The 19,182-nt window shown below is 49.8% G+C and carries 7 protein-coding genes; 2 read left to right on the forward strand and 5 right to left on the reverse strand.

The annotated features are described in order from the left end of the window. Window positions 1–152 precede the first annotated feature (152 nt). The 4 genes from dnm_RS02400 to dnm_RS02415 all read right to left on the reverse strand — a co-directional run bounded on the left by dnm_RS02400 (window position 153) and on the right by dnm_RS02415 (window position 13,692). Window positions 153–8,264 carry a putative Ig domain-containing protein gene (locus dnm_RS02400; protein ID WP_207681127.1) on the reverse strand — a complete coding sequence of 2,704 codons (8,112 nt, stop codon included), beginning with the start codon at window positions 8,262–8,264 and terminating at the stop codon, window positions 153–155. Window positions 8,265–8,498: 234 nt separating this feature from the next. Further along, window positions 8,499–8,681, reverse strand: a complete 183-nt coding sequence (locus dnm_RS02405) for a hypothetical protein (protein ID WP_207681128.1) — start codon at window positions 8,679–8,681, stop codon at window positions 8,499–8,501. A 65-nt stretch (window positions 8,682–8,746) separates the two neighbouring features. Next, entirely contained in the window at window positions 8,747–13,018 is a 4,272-nt protein-coding gene (locus dnm_RS02410; RefSeq protein ID WP_207681129.1) for a tandem-95 repeat protein, read from the reverse strand. Window positions 13,019–13,170: 152 nt separating this feature from the next. Next, entirely contained in the window at window positions 13,171–13,692 is a 522-nt protein-coding gene (locus dnm_RS02415) for a right-handed parallel beta-helix repeat-containing protein (RefSeq protein WP_207681130.1), read from the reverse strand. An 806-nt stretch (window positions 13,693–14,498) separates the two neighbouring features. Between dnm_RS02415 and dnm_RS02420 the strand changes: the two genes are divergently transcribed. Both dnm_RS02420 and dnm_RS02425 read left to right on the forward strand, forming a co-directional pair. After that, window positions 14,499–15,023, forward strand: coding sequence for an efflux RND transporter periplasmic adaptor subunit (locus tag dnm_RS02420; protein ID WP_207681131.1), 525 nt, complete (start codon window positions 14,499–14,501; stop codon window positions 15,021–15,023). A gap of 58 nt (window positions 15,024–15,081) precedes the next feature. Further along, window positions 15,082–17,814, forward strand: coding sequence for an ATP-binding cassette domain-containing protein (locus tag dnm_RS02425; RefSeq protein WP_207681132.1), 2,733 nt, complete (start codon window positions 15,082–15,084; stop codon window positions 17,812–17,814). A gap of 96 nt (window positions 17,815–17,910) precedes the next feature. On the opposite strand, the gene dnm_RS02430 is transcribed toward dnm_RS02425, so the two are convergent. Continuing rightward, a complete protein-coding gene (locus tag dnm_RS02430) occupies window positions 17,911–19,035 on the reverse strand; it encodes a DNA-methyltransferase (RefSeq protein ID WP_207681133.1) in 1,125 nt (374 codons plus the stop codon). Between the last annotated feature and the right edge of the window lie 147 nt (window positions 19,036–19,182).

Raw genomic sequence — 19,182 nt, forward strand, 5'->3', positions numbered from 1 at the left:
GTCTGACTCGGGGGAATTTTCAAATTGCCCCGAAATAACCAATTTGAAAGCCTGCTAAAATTTTATTTCAGCACTCCGACCCTGCTCCTCCTGCTCGCTTCGGATTGGCAAATCCGAAGCCCGGTGCCGAAAAATAATTTTCGCACTCCGGATCAGTTAAAAATCACATGAATTTTATGTCCGGCAGTGACGCTCGGAAAGGTATATGTGTTATCCGGTGTCAGCGTGACAGGCTCTTCGTCAGCCAAAAGCGTGCCCACTTCATATCCGGCCGCAGGGGTTATCGTAAATGTCATATTTTCGCCCTGAGTTACCATGATGAGACCTGACGGAGTTATGGTTCCGTTCGGTCCTGCTGTGGCGATTATTTTATGAGAGTTTGCAAGCTTTGGTTTAAATGTCACGGATATCCAGGGGTTTCTGGTGATATTGATAAAATTAAATGTGCTGTCATCAGCTAATCTCACGCATTTTCCGTCAACCAGAACCGTATCAACTTCATATCCGTCATTCGGGGTTATTTCAAATGCCTGATCATCTCCCTCATACACTGAAATTTTACCGGATGGTGTGATGGCTCCGTGCGGTCCTGCGTTGGCGGTTATCGTGTATCTGATCCGATGTTTTTCTTTAAAGGTCACAGTAACTGAAGCGTTTTCAGAGACATTTTGGAAAGTATATGTGTCAATTCCTGTCAGCGTCACAGGCACTCCGTCAATGAATACCTTATCGGTTTCATATCCGTCATCCGGGACTATTGCGAATATTACGTCATCTCCCTTACAGACCATGATCTCACCGGAGGGCGTGATGGTTCCGTTCTCCCCTGCCTGAGCCGTTATCTTGGAATGATCCGGCATTGAACTGACTTTTTCCGTCACAGCGACCGCATTGGCCGTGTTTCCGGCTCTGTCTCTGAATTGAACATATATTTTTTTAAGTCCCTCCCCTTGGGTCAGTTTCCATTCCCGGGTTTTTATCAGTTTTTCCCAATGGTATCCCTCACCGTAAGTTGTGTTGCTGATATACACCTCCGAGGCTCCTGTCGCGCCCAGGGTCAGAGAAACGTCCCGGGTCAGTGTGAACGGAGGCGCTGTCACAGTGGGACTGGAAGGCGGAACCGTGTCAATATTGAATCCGAGGCTGGCGGTTTTGCCAATACGTCCTCTCTCATCCACAGATGCGACATGAAAAGCATATCCCACATCGTCGCCAGTAAGGCTCTGACTGGTCACCCGTCTGATTTTTACCGGACTGCTACGGGGTGCGTTGCGTTTGGTTATGGCAAAGTCGGCGTCTCTGTTAAACAGATGATAATATTTCTCATCAGGATTCTCCGAAGAGGATTCCCATTTCACGGTTACTTCAGGGCTGTTGGTCACGATGTCCGAGGCCACAGAACTGATTTTCAGAGGATTTTCCGAGGTGTCCGAACATGAATTCCGGCTTCTTCCTTCTCCTTTTCTGCTGCTGGCCGAATTCTCATCAAACCTGAAATTTATGGTTTCACCCGTCTCGTAAACTTTAGCTTCAACCGGATTGACATTGCCATTGGGGTCTGGGTCATCAAAGCCGATATCTTCCTCATCGGCCCATTGTATCAGTTCTCGGCCATCGTTCAGAAATGCTGTGAACCTCAGCTGATATTGTTTATCAAAAGATAATCCTGTGGCATCAAAGCTTCCGTCACTTTTCACGACTACGCTTTTAATGAAATTCCCCTTATTTTCAAAAAGATCCAGCACAACATCATCAGGCTTGTCATCAAGTCCTGTTATCCTGCCTGAAATAGAACCGCCGTGATCAAGAAAAAAATCAACTTTCTCATCGACTGCTTTTCCGCTCTGGTCCGAGGGCGGATAATCTTCTGCATTCACACCGACCACATAGTCATTGACCACTGTGCCGTCTTCATATTTTTTTTGCAGACCTTCTATGGTATAACAGCCTTTTTCATCAGTGACAGCGACTCCGCTGTAATTGGGAATATCTCTCATACTCTCCGAATAAGCTCCCACAAATATTCCCGGCAGAGGATCGCCGGTAATTTTGTCCTTTACCTCACCGCTGATTCCGCTTCCTTCTTCGAGGGTAAAAACAATACCAATATCAATGACTTCCTCTAAGTCTATCGGTTCTTCCTGAGACGTATATTCATCTGAGACCGTGGTTATTACATAATCCGACGCGTCGGGCATATTCGTAATTTCGTAGAAACCGTCTTTGTCGGTAATCACTTCCGCACGGAAATTTGTCTCTCCTGAAACAATGATCACCTTGACGCCTTTCACTTCTTCGGCATCCTTTGTCTGAATCGCTCCTCTGATTTCCAAAGCCGATGTCAGAGTGATATCCATGACTGTATCACTGTGGATGGAAATATTTTTCTCGGTAAAAACAGCATAAGAAGAACTTTCGGGCGGTCGTGCCGTAATCACATAATCATCGGCCGGGGGAAGTCCGCTGATTTCGTAAGGCTTGAGAATATGCAGATCATTTGTTTCAGCCGGAACCGTACTCCATCCGTGAAATTTTTGGGAATCTGAGGAAATTTCAACATTCACATTTGAAATATGCGAACCATTTTCGTCTGTTATCATGCCTTCAATTTTATACGCTTCTCTTAACTTCACTTGAAGCTCTGCCACGTTGCCATCTCCGGGGCCTCCGCTGCTTTCCTCTGACGAGTAGGGGAGAGACCAGTCCGGCTTGGCAGAAATCTTATATTCTTCGTCTGCGGGAATCCCTTTTAATTCATAAGTTCCGTGTTCACTGGTATAGATGCCGCCGTAGCCTGTGTCCCCGGATTCGGATTGTACCTCTATCCATACACCGGCAACAGGGTTGCCGTTCTCATCCTGCACAATTCCGGTGACGATTTCCCCTTCATCCATTGTGATGTCAATATGCTCCGGATTTCCGTTCTCAGTGCTGACGAGAGAGGCAAGTTCAATGCTTCTCACAGCATTCTCTGCTTCATGATAGAAAAAAGGTGCTATATTCGCTTTCTGAGCTTTCACCTTAAAGTCGGGAGCCAGTTTAAGCCCTTCAATAACATAAGTCCCGTCTTCTGACACAATGGTTCCTTTTTCCAAATCAGCGATCTCTGACCATGCCTCCACATAAGTTCCGGCCACATCTTCTCCGAATATCGTACCGGAGATAGCGACGCCTGCCTGAAGAATGAAATGAATCTCTTTGGCATTTGGAGAATCCGTATCCACCTCTTTTGCGTCGCCCTCTATTTCAGTAGCGTCATAATACTGGCTTTTATAATTATCCGGCCATACGGAAACAATGTAATCATCTCCATGAAGCAGGCCAGTAACCTCATACGGGACTTCCCGCGTATCTGGTTCTTCAAGAACTGCTTTTGCTTCTCCTCTTGCGCCTGTTGACGGAGAATACACATCTATGCGTGCGCTCTCGGCCGGAGATGCTCCGTCCGGAAAGATAACTGTTCCGGAAATTACAGCATTGTCAGGAATCAGTGTAAAATCAATGCCCGCAGCGTCATCATTTGACAAATCCACAAAATCCGCATCTTCCCAGTCATCCTTGGCATGATAAACCTGATAAAAATAATGGCTCGAGCTGATCTCCACGCGATAGTCAGACGCTGGTTTCAGATTTTCCACGGTGTATTCAATATCATCCCCTGTTCCTGTCAGATTTAATATCTCGCTGGATTCCAGTGACCGTGATAAGACATTGACCCATATTTCCTGGTCTTTGGCAAGCCCTTTTATTGTACCGCTGATACTTCGCAGCATGTCATCTGCCTCATCTTTCTTTATCACTGTGACACGGAGATCAAACACATTGCTGTCAGAGGTTCCGTCATTTACTTTTACCGGGACAGTAAGCGTGCCTTTGAATTCGGGCAATGGGCTGATTATCTTGTCCTCACGAGTGTAGTTTTCTCCATCCGGAACCACTAATGAGAAACCTTGCGGATAGGTATTCTCCGGGTCTGTCACTTCCAAATCATTTAAAATAATTGTGAGCGAGTCTTCACTTCTCACAGATAATGGTCGCTGACCGGTAATGACCACCGGCTCATTCGTCTCAGTCACGAGGATACTGAGATTGAAAACTTCGCTGTCGGCCTGCCCGTCATTTACTTTTACCGGAACCGTGAGCGTGTTATTAAAACCGGGTTCGGGAGTGATGATGTTCTCCTCACGGGTATAATTTTCTCCGTCCAGAACCGTGAGCGTGAAATCATCAGGGAACGTGTTGTCCGGATCTGTCACAGTCAGATCATCCAGTGTAATGGTCAGACCGTTTTTGGCTTCCGTGCCTAACTCATTCTGGCCTGTGATCACAGGGGCGTCATTGGTGTTGATCACGATAATATCAAAACCAGGCAGACTGACTGTTTCCGTTTCATCCGACACGCTGATGATAATGCTTTCGGTCATACCGACATCATCATTTTCCGGTGTGCCGCTCAGTTCGCCGGTAGTCTCGTCAAAACTCGCCCATTCCGGCAAATTGGCAACTGAGAAACTCAGCGTATCTGTATCCTCGTCACTGGCGATGGGAGTGAAACTGTAAGCGGTGTCTTCATCAACACTCGTCGGGGGTGTTCCTGAGATGGTCGGCGCATCATTGGTGTTGATCACGGCAATATCGAAAGCTTCCAGGCTGACCGTTTCCGTGCCGTCCGACACGCTGATGACGATACCCTCTGTTGTGCCGACATCATCATTTTCCGGTGTGCCGCTCAGTTCGCCGGTAGCCTCGTCAAAGCTCGCCCATTCCGGCAAATTGGCAACTGAGAAACTCAGCGTATCCGTATCCTCGTCACTGGCGATGGGAGTGAAACTGTAAGCGGTGTCTTCATCAACACTCGTCGGGGGTGTTCCTGAGATGGTCGGCGCATCATTGGTGTTGATCACGGCAATATCGAAAGCTTCCAGGCTGACCGTTTCCGTGCCGTCCGACACGCTGATGACGATGCCCTCGGTTGTGCCGACATCATCGTTTCCCGGTGTGCCGCTCAGTTCGCCCGTAGCCTCGTCAAAACTTGCCCATTCCGGCAAATTGGCAACTGAAAAATTCAGCGTCGTCTCAGCATCCTCGTCACTAACGATGGGAGTGAAACTGTAAGCGGTGTCTTCATCAACACTCGTCGGGGGTGTGCCGGAGATGGTCGGCGCATCATTGGTGTTGATCACGGCAATATCGAAAGCTTCCAGGCTGACCGTTTCCGTGCCGTCCGACACGCTGATGACGATGCCTTCGGTTGTGCCGACATCATCATTTCCCGGTATGCCGCTCACTTCTCCGGTAGCCTCGTCAAAACTCGCCCATTCCGGCAGATTGGTGACGGAAAAACTCAGCGTGTCTTCAGCGTCTTCGTCGCTGGCAGCGGGAGTGAAACTATATGCGCTGTCTTCATCAGCATTCGTCGGGGGGGAGCCGGAGATGGCCGGGGGGTCGTTGGTATTGACCACGGTAATATCAAAGGCGGGCATACTGACCGTTTCCGTGCCGTCCGACACGCTGATGACGATGCCCTCGGTTGTGCCGACATCATCATTTCCCGGTGTGCCGATCACTTCTCCGGTCGCCGGATTAAAATCTGCCCACATTGGCGGATTGGCAACGGAGAAAGTCAGAACATCCTCAGCCTCTGTGTCATTTGCAGTGGGAATGAAACTGTAAAAACTGTCTTCATTGACAATGTCACTCGGCGAACCAGAGACCACAGGCGCATCATTAACTGCCTGCACAACAATAATCGCCGTTCCGATTTCTTCGCTAAAAGAACTCGTACCGCCATTGCCAGTGGTGTCCGAGCCAGTATCGCCGTTTTCGCCCTCAGTCTGATCCCAGGCCCGGAAGGATATCTCAGCCTTCCCATTAAAATCAGCATGAGGAACAAAACGGATGAGGGCAGTATCTTTCAGCAATACAGATTTGTTTTCGGCAATGTCTTCAGGGAAATCTGTAAAAATACCGTCACGGTTTTCATCATATTGCCAATCGCCCTTGGTCATATCCGCCGTAATAACGGCAATACCTTCGGTCGCAGCCGCGTCAGCATCGGTTACGGCATCTGTCCCGCTGCTGGCGATGATTTCAGAAATCAATGTGCCTGTGTTGATGTCGTCCGCGACATCTTCATTTATTGCTGTCAGAATCATGTTGCCACCGCTTTCAAGAATCGGGGCATCATTGATGTTTTCCACATGAATTATAAACTCTTGAAATTCCTTTGACTCATCCGTATCTCTGACTTTCAGTCTGATGTCATGATCCCCCACATCGTCATTGAGAGGGGTTCCGGTGAGGCTTGCGGTTCCGTCTCCGTGATCCGCCAACGTCAGCCATGATGGAAGCGTCGGTGCGGTGATGGTCCGGGCGTCGCCCTTATCAGGGTCTTTAGTCGTAATATCGTAAGTGTAAAGAACATCCTCTGTTGCATCGGGAATGCCCTCACTCTTGAAAACTGGCGGATCATTGACATTTGCCACTGTGATAACAAATGACAGCGCATCTGTGGCCCCGGCCATGTCCTTAACTTGCAGAGACACTTCATGCGCTCCGACATTCTTATTCTCAGGTGTTCCGGTGAGGAGGGCATTTCCGTCTCCGTTGTCTGTGAAAATAAGCCATTCAGGAAGGATCGGGGCTGTAATGGTACGAATGTCCTCTGCATCAGGATCGCTTGTGGCAATATTGTAAGTGTAAACCTCATCTTCCGTGGCATTGGTGACTGGCATGTTGCTAAAGAGAGGTGTGTCATTGACATTCGTCACCGTGATGCTGAATATCTGTGTGTCCGTTGCTGCGCCAGCGTCAGTAACCTGTAACACCACATCATGAACACCTGCATCCTCATTGGCAGGTGTTCCCTCAAGGGTCGCAGTTCCGTCTCCGTTATAGGTCAGCGTAAGCCAGTCCGGCAGCGCGGACGCAATAATGGTTCGGGTATCGCCGAGATCAATATCCGTGCTGACAATGCTGTATGTGTAAACTGTGTCTTCCGCAACTTCTATAACAGGCGTACTCTCAAAAACGGGCGCATCGTTGATGTTTTTCACCGTGATTGTAAAGGGCTGTGTGTCTTCCGACCCATCAGCATCTTTGACTTGCAGTTCCAAAGGATGCTCGCCCACATGATCATTTCCCGGGGTCCCGGTGAGCGTCGCAGTTCCATCCCCGTTATCTGTTAATTCAAGCCACTCCGGCAACGTCGGCGCTGTGACAGTTCGGGTGTCACCCAGATCAATGTCCGTGGTGGCTATGCTGTATGTGTAAACCGTATCTTCCTCGATATCAGTAACAGGGAGGCTGTCAAACACCGGAGGATCATTGATATTCGCCACAGTGATCATAAAGGACTGTGTATTTATTCCTCCCTCAGTGTCTTTGACTTGCAGTTCCAAAGGATGTTCGCCCACATGATCATTTCCCGGGGTACCGGTAAACGTTGCGGTTCTGTCGCCGTTATCTGTCAGATCAAGCCAATCAGGCTGAATCAGTGCCGTGATCGTGAGGATATCTGTGATATCAACATCTGAGGCTGTAATCGCATAAGTATAAACCGCATCCTGAGTCGCAGCCGTGACTGAGGTGCTGGTGAAAACCGGCAGATCATTGACGGGATGAATCTCAATAGTGAATGTGGCGATATCTGAATCGGCTGTTCCGTCACTGACCTGATAGGTAAAGGTATCTGTACCATTTTCGTTTTCATAAGGCGTATATGTGAATTCGCCGCTAGTTTCATCCGTAATTTCAACCGTCCCTTTGGCTGTTTCACTGAGAATCGTGTAAGTCAGGGGATCAGCGTCTGTATCACTGGCGGTCAGCATACCGCTTACCAAGTTATCCTCATCTGTTTCCAGCGCACCGTCATCAGCTACAGGCGCATGATTAATTAAGATTTTAAGGGACTGAGAGAGCCTGTCATTGACATTGAATCCGCCATTACAGGCAAGTTCATTGCACTCAAATTTTGAGAACGAGAGGGTTGTCTCTGCTTCTCCAATTACATTAAAGGTTACAAACAGAAGGTCTCCGCTGGCTGTAACTAAATCTCCCCGCGCGAAAATGACGACACTGGCCCTGTCAGACGCCACGTCATCCATAAAGGCATAATCCGTCTGATTTTCCAGAATCCCGCCCGCCAATGTGACACTCGTTGCCTCAAGCACAGCAGCATCATAGCCAGTTATTTCAATATCAACATTCTCGATAGTTGTCTCATTCAGACGAACCGGAATTGATACTGCTACTCCATAAGTCACTTTAAATTCTGTTTCCTGTGCAAATGCCCGGTCTGAACAGACGAACAGGAAAGTCAGACACACAAACAAGCATAAAGATTCCACAGCATATGAGCAGATTTGTCCAAATTTGGAAAATAATTTATGTTCAGCCATTTTTATCTAACCATATAAAAAAATAAGTTTCAAATTCCAAATCCCGTTTCAATTTTTTGCGGGCAAATCGGTCATTGTAAGTACCTGAGCAAAAGTTTTTCATACATCTTTTTTGTCTCCGGTCGGCAGAGAAACCCGGCTTTTTTCTGCCAGGAAAAGGAGCTGATTCCGTGAGAAAAACCCGGGTTTTTTCTTTGAAATCCTGTCGTCCCCGGCAGGGATATCCAGGCACGCTTCCTGCCGGGCTTCCTCATTCCGGGACAGTATCTTTAAAGCTTCCATGTTTCCAGCTCCTTAGCCCCTTTGTCACAGGAGTGAATATGCTGAAATGTGATTTCAGCACTCCTTTAATGAATGACTTCTGTCAGACATTGCAATGCCCGGATTGCCCCTTCCAAATCTCCCCGGCGCAATGCGATAATGGCATCTTCCACCGCGGTTCTGCCGTCTCCGTTCAGGTCATATGTCACGGTTTCGCCTTCCGCGTCGATTCTGATCCTGAGACACTGGGAAAGTGCGCCGTTCAAATAAAAGCCGCCGGACACGGCTCCGGTGTCACGGGATTCGTCGTATCTGTCAGACACGGGGATTTCGTTACATCTGAACTCCACAAACTCAAGAACAGAACTGCCTTTCGGGCCGATGACATCAAAGTTCACTGTGACAACGGTCCCGCTCCCTGTGAATATATCTGATATGGCAAAAATTGCAAGCGATATTTCACCGTCCCTGTCCGTATTGACCGTCAGTTCGTAATCCTCATATTCCAAAATGCCGCCCGCCAGGATCACATCCGCGGGAGCAAGCATGTCGCTGTCATAGCTGATCCGGATGTCAATGCCTTCCATCGCTGTTTCCTGCTCCAGGATAACAGGAACGGACAGTATCTCTCCCGGGGTCACGGTGACGGAGACCTCTGAAACACGGGATGTGCGGAGGGCCCCGGGGGAGGATCCCGGCGAGTAGTTTCCTGACACATCTCCGGTTATCGCCGCCACAAAGTCCAGGTTTTCCATGTCCGAATCCGGGGATAGCTCCGACGAATCTGTGTCGAACTGCCAGGAGGCCGCTTTGCCGTTATCACTCATGGCAGGTATCAGACCGGTTGTGAACCTCACCAGCCTCGAAGCGTCCAGACCCGTGACCGAGCCGTTTCCGGTCACATCTGCCGCTTTTTTCTGCATTTCGCTGAGAACCTGTTTTCCAAGCACGGACAGGGCTATTTTCGAAGCATCTGTCGCACTCAGGCTCTCGGTAACTGCCTCATCATCTCTGAACGCCGTGATGGTATAATCTCCCCGGACAACATCGGAAAATGTGTAAGTTCCGGCTTTGTCGGTGAGGGCTGTGTCCGTTACCGGATCACCGGTATAAAAATTTGTCCCCTCAAGGGTTATCAGCACATCGGAAACCGGAAGGGCGTTGCTGAAATATGTCACATTTCCGGAAATCGCATACGTGCGGGGGAGGACGGTCACGGCAAATTCCTCCGTCACTGTCTTTCCGCCCGATTCGGCTGTCACCGTCACCGTCGCCATTCCGATCTGATCTTCCTGATATGCCAGCGTCAGGGTGTTTCCCTCCAGCGACGGGACAACCAGCGATGGATTGTCGCCGGATACGGTGAGAATGATGGCCGAATCGTCGTTGTCAATGTCCATGAACATGCCGGCCAGGTCGGTGACGGTGGCGGGCTCGCCCTCGGTCACTTCCGCGTCTGAAATTTCAGCGGCGACCACGGGCGGGTCGTCAACAGGGTTCACCGTGACCGTGAATGTGTCTTCCGCAGTTTTGCCGTCCGACTCGCCGGACACGGTTATGACAGCCTCGCCGTGCTGATCCGGCTGGTACGTCAGCGTCAGCGTGTCTCCGGCAATTTCTGCTGATACCAGATCCGAATTGGTATTTGAGATCAGCGTTTTCACAATGGCCGAAACATCACTGTCAATATCCGTGAACACATCGGAAAGGACAATGATGTTGTCCGGCGCATCCTCGTCAGCGGTGACATCCGCTATTTCAGCGGCGAGAGTCGGCGGATCATCCACGGGGCTTACAGCGACGGTGACATTGAAAGCGGGGCTGTCCGAACTTCCGTCGCTCACTGTGACCGGAACGGTGAGTGTGCCATTGAAATCAGCCACCGGAGTGATCGTGGTTCCCGAAACAGTGTAACTGGCTCCGCCGGAAACTGTGAGCGTGAACGCGGAACTGTCCGGGTCGGTGATGGTCAGATGGGCAGGGGTCACGGTCAGCGAACTGTCCTCGGACACGGTCAGGGGAACCTGTCCGGTGATCTGAGGAACGTCGTTCACTGCTGTCACGGTCACGCTGAGATCATAGGTGTTGCTGTCATCGGTGCCGTCATTCGCGGTGACCGGAACGGTGAGGGTTCCGTTAAAATCGGCTGCCGGCGTGATCGTGGTTCCCGAAACAGTGTAACTGGCTCCGCGGGAGATTGTGAGTGTGAACGCGGAACTGTCCGGGTCGGTGATGCTCAGATGGGCAGGGGTCACGGTCAGCGAGCTGTCCTCGGCCACGGACAGGGGAACCTGTCCTGTGATCTGAGGAACATCGTTCACTGCCGTGACGGTCACACTGAGATTATAGGTGCCGCTGTCACTTGTGCCGTCATTCGCCGTGACCGGAACGGTGAGGGTTCCGTTGAAATCCGCGGCCGGGGTGATCGTGGTTCCCGAAACAGTGTAATTGGCTCCGCCGGAGACTGCGAGCGTGAAAACCGAACTGTCCGGGTCGGTGATGGTCAGATGGGCAGGGGTCACGGTCAGCGAGCTGTCCTCGGCCACGGACAGGGGAACCTGTCCTGTGATCTGAGGAACATCGTTCACTGCCGTCACGGTCACACTGAGATTATAGGTGCCGCTGTCACTTGTGCCGTCATTCGCCGTGACCGGAACGGTGAGGGTTCCGTTGAAATCCGCGGCCGGGGTGATCGTGGTTCCCGAAACAGTGTAACTGGCTCCGCCGGAGACTGCGAGCGTGAAAACCGAACTGTCCGGGTCGGTGATGGTCAGATGGGCCGGTATGACAGTCAGGGCGGTTTCTTCGGCCACGGATATCGGATTCTGCCCGGTAATTACCGGCGGATCATCCACAGGAGTGACTGTGACGGTAACGGTGGCAACATTGGAATCATCAGTGCCGTCATTGGCTTTGTAGGTGAAGCTGTCCGAGCCGTGATAGTTGCCATTGGGAGTGTAGGAAAAAGCGCCGTCAGTGTCCAGTGACACCGAGCCGTTTGCCGGATCGCTCACTTTGACGGCTGTCAGAGGATTGGAATCGGGATCGCTGTCATTTGCCAAAATCCCGGGGGCGGAGATATTCAGCTGCGTGTCCTCATTGGTGGTGTGGCTGTCATTGTCTGCCGTGGGCGCAGTGTTAGCGACATACCTTGCAATGTAGTTTGCAGAGACCCCGCCGGCTGTGGTGAAGTCCCCTCCGGCATAGAAATTGCCGCCGCTGTCACACGCCAGCGCACGGACAGCGTTGTTCATGCCGGAGCCGAGTGCGCTCCATGTGCTGCCGTTCCATTTGGCAATGTATTTCGCAGAGACCCCGCCGGCTGTGGTGAACCACCCTCCGGCATAGAGATTGCCGCCGCTGTCACACGCCAGCGCATAGACAGAGCCGCTCATGCCGGAGCCGAGTGCGCTCCATATGCTGCCGTTCCATTTGGCAATTCTCTTCGCAGAGACCCCGCCGGCTGTGGTGAAGTTTCCTCCGGCATAGAGATTGCCGCCGCTGTCACACGCCAGCGCATAGACAAAGTTGTCCATGCCGTCGCCGAGAGCGCTCCATGCGATGCCGTCCCATTTGGCAATGTATTTCGCAGAGACCCTGCCGGCTGTGGTGAAGCCCCCTCCGGCATAGAGATTGCCGCCGCTGCACACCAGCGCACAGACAGGGAAGCTCATGCCTATACTTAAGGACCTCCATGTGATGCCGTCCCATTTGGCAATGTATTTCGCAGAGACCCTGCCGGCTGTGGTGAAGTTCCCCCCGGCATAGAGATTGCCGTCGCTGTCACACGCCAGCGCATCGACAGGGGTGTCCATGCCGTCGCCGAGAGCGCTCCATGCGATGCCGTCCCATTTGGCAATGTATTTCGCAGAGACCCCGCCGGCTGTGGTGAAGTACCCTCCGGCATAGAGATTGCCGCCGCTGTCACACGCCAGCGCACGGACACAGCCGTTCATGCCGGAGCCGAGAGGTGTCCATGCGCTGCCGTCCCATTTGGCAATGTATTTCGCAGAGACACCGCCGGCTGTGCTGAAGTACCCTCCGGCATAGAGATTGCCGCCGCTGTCACACGCCAGCACACGGACACAGCCGTTCATGTCGGAGCCGAGGGGACTCCATCCTGCCCGGGCAGGGGAATGCGCTGATGTAATCAGCAAAATAAATGTGAATATGGAAACAAAGACAGGGAACAATTTTTCTGATCCCCTCTCTTTCCATACCCTCGGCATCCCAAGGAAGGCATCCGTTTTTCCCTGGGCAGGGGACATTTTTTTTGTTATAAGGCCGGCACTGCCAAATATGGCCCGGAGCGCCGCTGCTATTAGCGTAATTACCAAAACTGACAGGAAAAAATTCATGTCTGACCTCCTTTGTTGTTGTTTTTTTTAAGTGTCTGAACCACTGATTAACACGGATTGCACGGATTGCACAGATTTTTTTCCGCCTGTCTCTGATTGTCATCTCCCTCGTTTGTTTCGGATAGTCATCTCCGACAGGTTCGCCCTCCTGCTCAGTTCGGATTGGCGTTCAGGGTGCCGTAAGCGTCAACAGCCCCTCCGTAAGTCGCCTGATTATTGGAAAATGTGCAATTGTCGGCTGTCAGTGTCGCATCATTGCCTATACAGATGCCTCCGCCCTCACCAGCACCGGTGGCTTTGCCATTGCTGATGGTAAGATTGGCGAGAGTCACGGCAGAAGAACCCGATATAAAAAAAATACGGACACTGCCGCCCCCGCTCACAGTGATATTATTGGTTTCGCCGTCAATGGTCAGATTTTTGCCTATATCTATCTGGCTGGCAAAAATGATGGTGCTGTTGGCAATGCCACTGTCAAAGGTAATGGTTTCACCCGCAGCAGCATCTGCAATGACCTGGGGCAGCGAATCTGCTCCAGTGTCGTTGGTGTTCATCACCACACCGGCCGTACACGGAACAGCAAAAAACAACACCCCGGTCAGCACCACAATAATCTGAAACAGGCGTGGGGTGTTGTCAAAACTCATTGTTTTTCGGAGATTTAATGTTTTCATAGCGTTTTCCTTTTAATCAGAGACTGTGATAAAAAAGTGACACGGGCTTCAGACAGGATTTTCTGTAAAAACTGAGAAAATGGCAGAAAATTTAAGTGTAAAATATTTTTGATTACAGATAGTTGATACAAAATCAGGATGCTTTTTATTAATTTTTTTTTAATACATAATTTGTTATTATACCTTAAAAGTCAGAAAAAGTAAAGCAAAAAAATAGCGGGATTTATAATCTTTTTTATTCTTTTTATTATTCACAGATCGAAAATGCTTCCAAAATATTCGCCTGGAATTAACAACTTATTGTTATTTCAAATAGTTTTCTCAATCCTACAAAGGCGATTCGCGATCATTTTATAAAAGTCAGTTGTCGGCAAGTATTATACAATTTTTATATTTTGTTGTGACTCCGGGAAAGGGGCCAATACTGTTGAGTTAAACGTAAGCGGGTTTTCCGGTGTTTTCTCCGGAGTGCGAAAAATGCTTTTTCGCAGGCGCAAAAATATAATTTTTGCACTCCGGACCCGTTCGGAATTGCCTAAAACAGCATTGGGGAAAGGGGTCAGGGGTCAGAGGGCAGGGCGGCTTTCATGGTTCATTGTGTCGGAATTATCAGGGGACATCGCCGATAAAATACCGAAAAACTTTTGGCCGGGTACTTATAACACCCATTTACAATCAGCAGATGAAAATTTTTCCCCATGAGAGGGGATTCCGGCGCGGATATCTGCTGATAACAAACAAAGCTTTGACATGTCCGATTTTTTATGGTTTAATATCGTAAATTATTATAAATAAAGGAGGTTTTTGTGTCAGTCCCGTTTTCCCGTTCCATACATTCTCTCAATGCGAGCCGTTTCCGGGTCCCCCTGGCAACAGCCATTGTGATGATAATATTTTTAACTATTTGGAGTTTCTGGTTTTTCCTGGCTCGGGTCACACTTTGCGAAACCAGTCAGAAGATCCGCATAACAAAAGGCAGCCGTGTGCTGGCTGATTTCCCCCCGGGTGTCCTGAACCGTATCCGATGCGGGCAGCATGCCCGTCTGCGTCTTGACGGTGATATCGGAAACAGAGCCGGAATCATTCCGGCCATTGTTATGAAAGTGAATGATCAGGGCCGCGGAACACGCACAGTCCGGGTTGAACTCTTTCCTCTGCCCGGAGCGGTGATTCCGACCCCTCTTTATGAGGGCCTGACCGGTCAGGTTCAGATCGAAGTTGAACACATTTCACCGGCCGTTCTGGTCATGCGTGCTTCCGGGCTGTTTGCTGACACCTCCAAAATTTCTCTCAGCCCTCAGAAGAAGCGGGGCGAGGGGCGAGGGACGTGAGGAATGAATTGTATGAGACGTGGGAAGTTTTCAAATAGCAGAGGATTAACTCAAACCAATGACATCTGATACTTTTACAACCGAACGGCGATTTTTTGTGCCGGAGGTCGTCCAGACCTCTGCCATGGACTGCGGACCCGCGACCCTCAAATGTCTCTTGGAAGGCTTCGGCATTTCTGCCAGTTATGGGCGTCTCCGGGAGGCATGTCAGACCAGTGTTGACGGAACCTCCATTAACACGCTGGAGGAGGTGGCAATAAAACTGGGACTGATCGCGGAACAGATCATGGTCCCGGCTGACCACCTGCTTTTACCCCAGGCTCAGGCGCTGCCCGCGGTTGTGGTGGTCCGTCTTCCTAACGGACTGGTTCATTTTGTGGTGGCCTGGCGCGTACATGGCCCTTTTGTTCAGATTATGGATCCTTCCACGGGCAGACGATGGCTGACACATTCGCGATTTCTCGGCCAGGTTTATGTGCATACCTACCCCTTGCCCGCGGAGACGTGGCGGGACTGGGCAGGCTCAGAAGGATTCTGCGAGCCTCTGACCCATTGTATCTTTAACCTGGGGATTGAAAGCACACAGGCAGAAACATTGATTGACACGGCATCGCAAGACCCCGGATGGCATTCTTTTGCCGCACTGGACGCGGCAACCCGCATGGTCAGTGCCATGGTGCGAGCCGGAGGTCTGGATCGCGGAGAAGAAGCCGGAGGTGTTCTTCATTCTTTTTTTGAAAAGGCAAGGAAACAGTCCTCAGAAAAAAAAGAAATCATTCCTTCAGCCTACTGGTCTGTACGAGTACAGACTGACACGGACGATGAGGAAGAACATCTCTGCTTTAAAGGGGCTGTGCTTGTGCATGTGGAGGGACGGCGAACCGTCGTCCGTAAGTCTGAGACTGATGAGCCGGAAGAACATGAGGAAGCCGGAGGAGAATCTGAACCGCTTTCTCCCGAACTCATAGCCGCACTTGAGGAAGAACCGACTCGGCCGGAGCTTGAAATCCTTCGGTTTTTGCGAAAAGACGGTCTGCTCACGCCTGCTGTTCTCACAGCCGCCCTGGCAATGGCGGCTTATGGCCTGGCTGTTGAAGTACTCCTGCTTCGGGGACTTCTGGATATTTGCCACACGCTGAACCTCTTTGGTCAGCGCATCGGCGTCACAGGCGCGGTTCTTATCTTTGTCACCGGACTTCTTTTCCTTGAAATTCCTGTCTCCGTTATCATACTGCGGATGTCTCAGCGTCTTGAAATCCGTCTGAGAATTGTTTTTCTGAAAAAAATTCCGCGTCTCAGCGACAGGTATTTCCACAGCCGCCTCACCTCGGATATGGCCCAGCGGGTTCATGAACTTCGCCAGATTCGGACCCTGCCGGGACTGGGAGCAAATTTTCTCCGCTTATGCTTTCAGATCATTCTGACGGCGGCCGGTGTGATCTGTCTTTTTCCCAACAGCGCCCTGCTTGCCATTTTGGCAACTTTTTTTTCCATTGCCATATCCTTTGCAGCCCAGCCCCTTCTGACAGAGCAGGACCTTCGCCTCCGTACTCACATCGGGGCACTGAGCCGCTTCTATCTTGATGCGTTGCTCGGACTGATTCCGATCCGTACACACTGCGCGGAACGTGCTGTCCGGCGTGAACATGGAAGTCTGCTGCTGGAATGGATTCGTTCCGGTATGGATTTTTTAAAGGCTGAGATACTCATTCAGGCGGTCGAGGCTTTGGTGGGAACAGGGTTCGCCATTTGGATTTTATTCAATTACATCAGCCAGGGCGGGGAAGCCAGCGGGGTTTTGTTACTCTTTTACTGGACCCTGAATCTCCCGGCTTTGGGAAATGCGCTGGCCGGATTTGCCAAACAATATCCCATGCACCGGAACAGAATTCTGAGATTGCTTGAACCCCTGGGCGCACCTGATGAAACCGAAATAAACGGACACGAAACATCAGAACACTGTTCGCAGAAGACAGCAGAGGAGAAAGGCGTTGCCATATCTTTGGAAAATGTAAGTGTTCGGACAGGGGGACAAACCATTCTGAATAACATAAATTGCACCATGCAGCCCCGGGAACATATCGCCATTGTAGGGCCGTCAGGCGCGGGCAAGTCAACATTGGCAGGGCTTTTTTTAGGCTGGCATCGTCCATCGCCAGGCCGCATTTTAATTGATGGCGAACTGCTCACCGGACAGCGTCTGCAATCGTTTCGACAGGAAATTGCGTGGGTTGATCCGGCCGTACAGATATGGAACCGTACCTTTTTTGAGAATCTTCACTATGGCGCGACCATTTCCAATAGTTCACCTATTACCTCGGCCATTGAAAAGGCTGATCTCCTGAGCGTGTTGGAAAGACTTCCTCATGGTCTTCAAACAAATCTCGGAGAGGGCGGCGGACTTGTTTCAGGCGGCGAAGGCCAGCGCGTCAGACTGGGACGGGCCATGCTGCGTTCCGGGGTCAGGCTGGTGATTCTTGATGAGCCGTTCCGTGGGCTTGACCGGGAAAAACGTCGGGAATTACTGGTCCGGTCCCGTGAGCATTGGCAGGGAGCAAATCTGATTTTCATCTCCCACGATGTAAGAGAAACCCAGATATTTGAACGGGTGCTGGTGATAGAGCATGGAAAAATCGCGGAGGATGATGCACCGGAGAACCTGGCAGCGTCCCCGGGCTCACGTTATCATGCGATGTTAGCCTCAGAAAAAGCTGTATGGAAAGAATTCTGGTCAGGTACCAAATGGCGGCGGCTTCGCTTGAACAAAGGACGACTGAGTGAAAAAAATTGAGAATTTGAAAATCGGCAGTGTTCTAAAACTGGACTTGTTCCAATATTTAAAGTATTGATTCAGATAGTTATAAAGTTTAGCTCCATTTTTAGAACACTAGTGTTTTCTTTTTGGCGATATCTGGTTAATTATTTGCATGTTGAAACAGTCTTTTTCATCAATACAAAATTTATCTTGCGGGCTGTCCGAATAAGTTATTTCGATAACATCTTTATCCTTTATAGTAACCGAGATTAATTCATTAAAAATGAGTTCCTTCTCCTGTTGTGTAATAACAGGAAAATTATAATTATTATTGATATGCCTGAATCTGCCCTTTGCCTTGAATCTTTGTTTTACAAAGTCCAGATGACTTGTTATTCTCTTGCTGATACGTTTATTTGAATAAGGCACAATCTTGTCTGCTCCTGAAAATATCAAATCTCTGAATCCTGATTCCAATTCGTAGCCCACGGAGTTTCTGCAAGCTGCCATTGCCGCATAAGTTGTTGTGCCTATGCCCAAAAAAGGATCCAGAACAGTGTCGCCTTTTACGGAAAACATGTTTATCAGTCTGTACGGGACTTCAAAGGGAAACGCCGCGCTTCTTTTTCTTATTTTGGTGTCAGACAGATGCTGAGATGTGCCCTTTAAATCCGTCCATATGTCAGAAAACCAGACGTTTCTCTCTTCCCAGAAATATGAACTTTTTCTTCGCTCTGTTTTTTCAGTATTTTTTTTAAATTCTCTTTTTTCACCTTTTCTGAATATCAGGATAAATTCATGCTCCAGGGTGACATACGCTCCGGCTGGTAACATTCCTGATCCCATAAATTTATTCGGCGCGTTGGTCTGTTTCCGCCATAAGATTTCCGGCAATGCGGTAAAGCCTGTTCTGAGCATCTGTGACACAATTCTTGAATGGTTCGGATATAAGGCAAAATTCCCGTTCAGGGTTCTTGTGGCATCTCCTATGTTGATACATACAAAACCGCCTTTTTTCAGTATTCTCCGGACGTCGTTCCAAACCGCATCAAGTTCTTTGTGCATCAGTTCAAATGCCTGTGAGCCGTCCTGATTGTTCAGAGCTTCATGTATTTTCCGATTCTGCCCGGAAAACATTTCATCCCACATTTCAATCATCGGGTAAGGCGGCGATGTGACAACCAGGTCAACACTGTCCGACGGGATACCGACCATGTTGTTTGAATTTTCAAAAATAATATGATGAGTGGTTTCCATAAATTTTTGTTTTGCCTCATCAGTACAGGATAAAATAACTGGTAGTCCTGCAAAGGTCGTGATGAATCCCGTTCAGTTCCCCGGTTGTCAGGACACTGAATCTCATTCATCACTAAGTACCTAACCATAAGTTTTTAATATCTTCCC

The organism is Desulfonema magnum (assembly GCF_017377395.1).
Taxonomy (GTDB): Bacteria; Desulfobacterota; Desulfobacteria; order Desulfobacterales; family 4be13; genus Desulfonema_C; species Desulfonema_C magnum.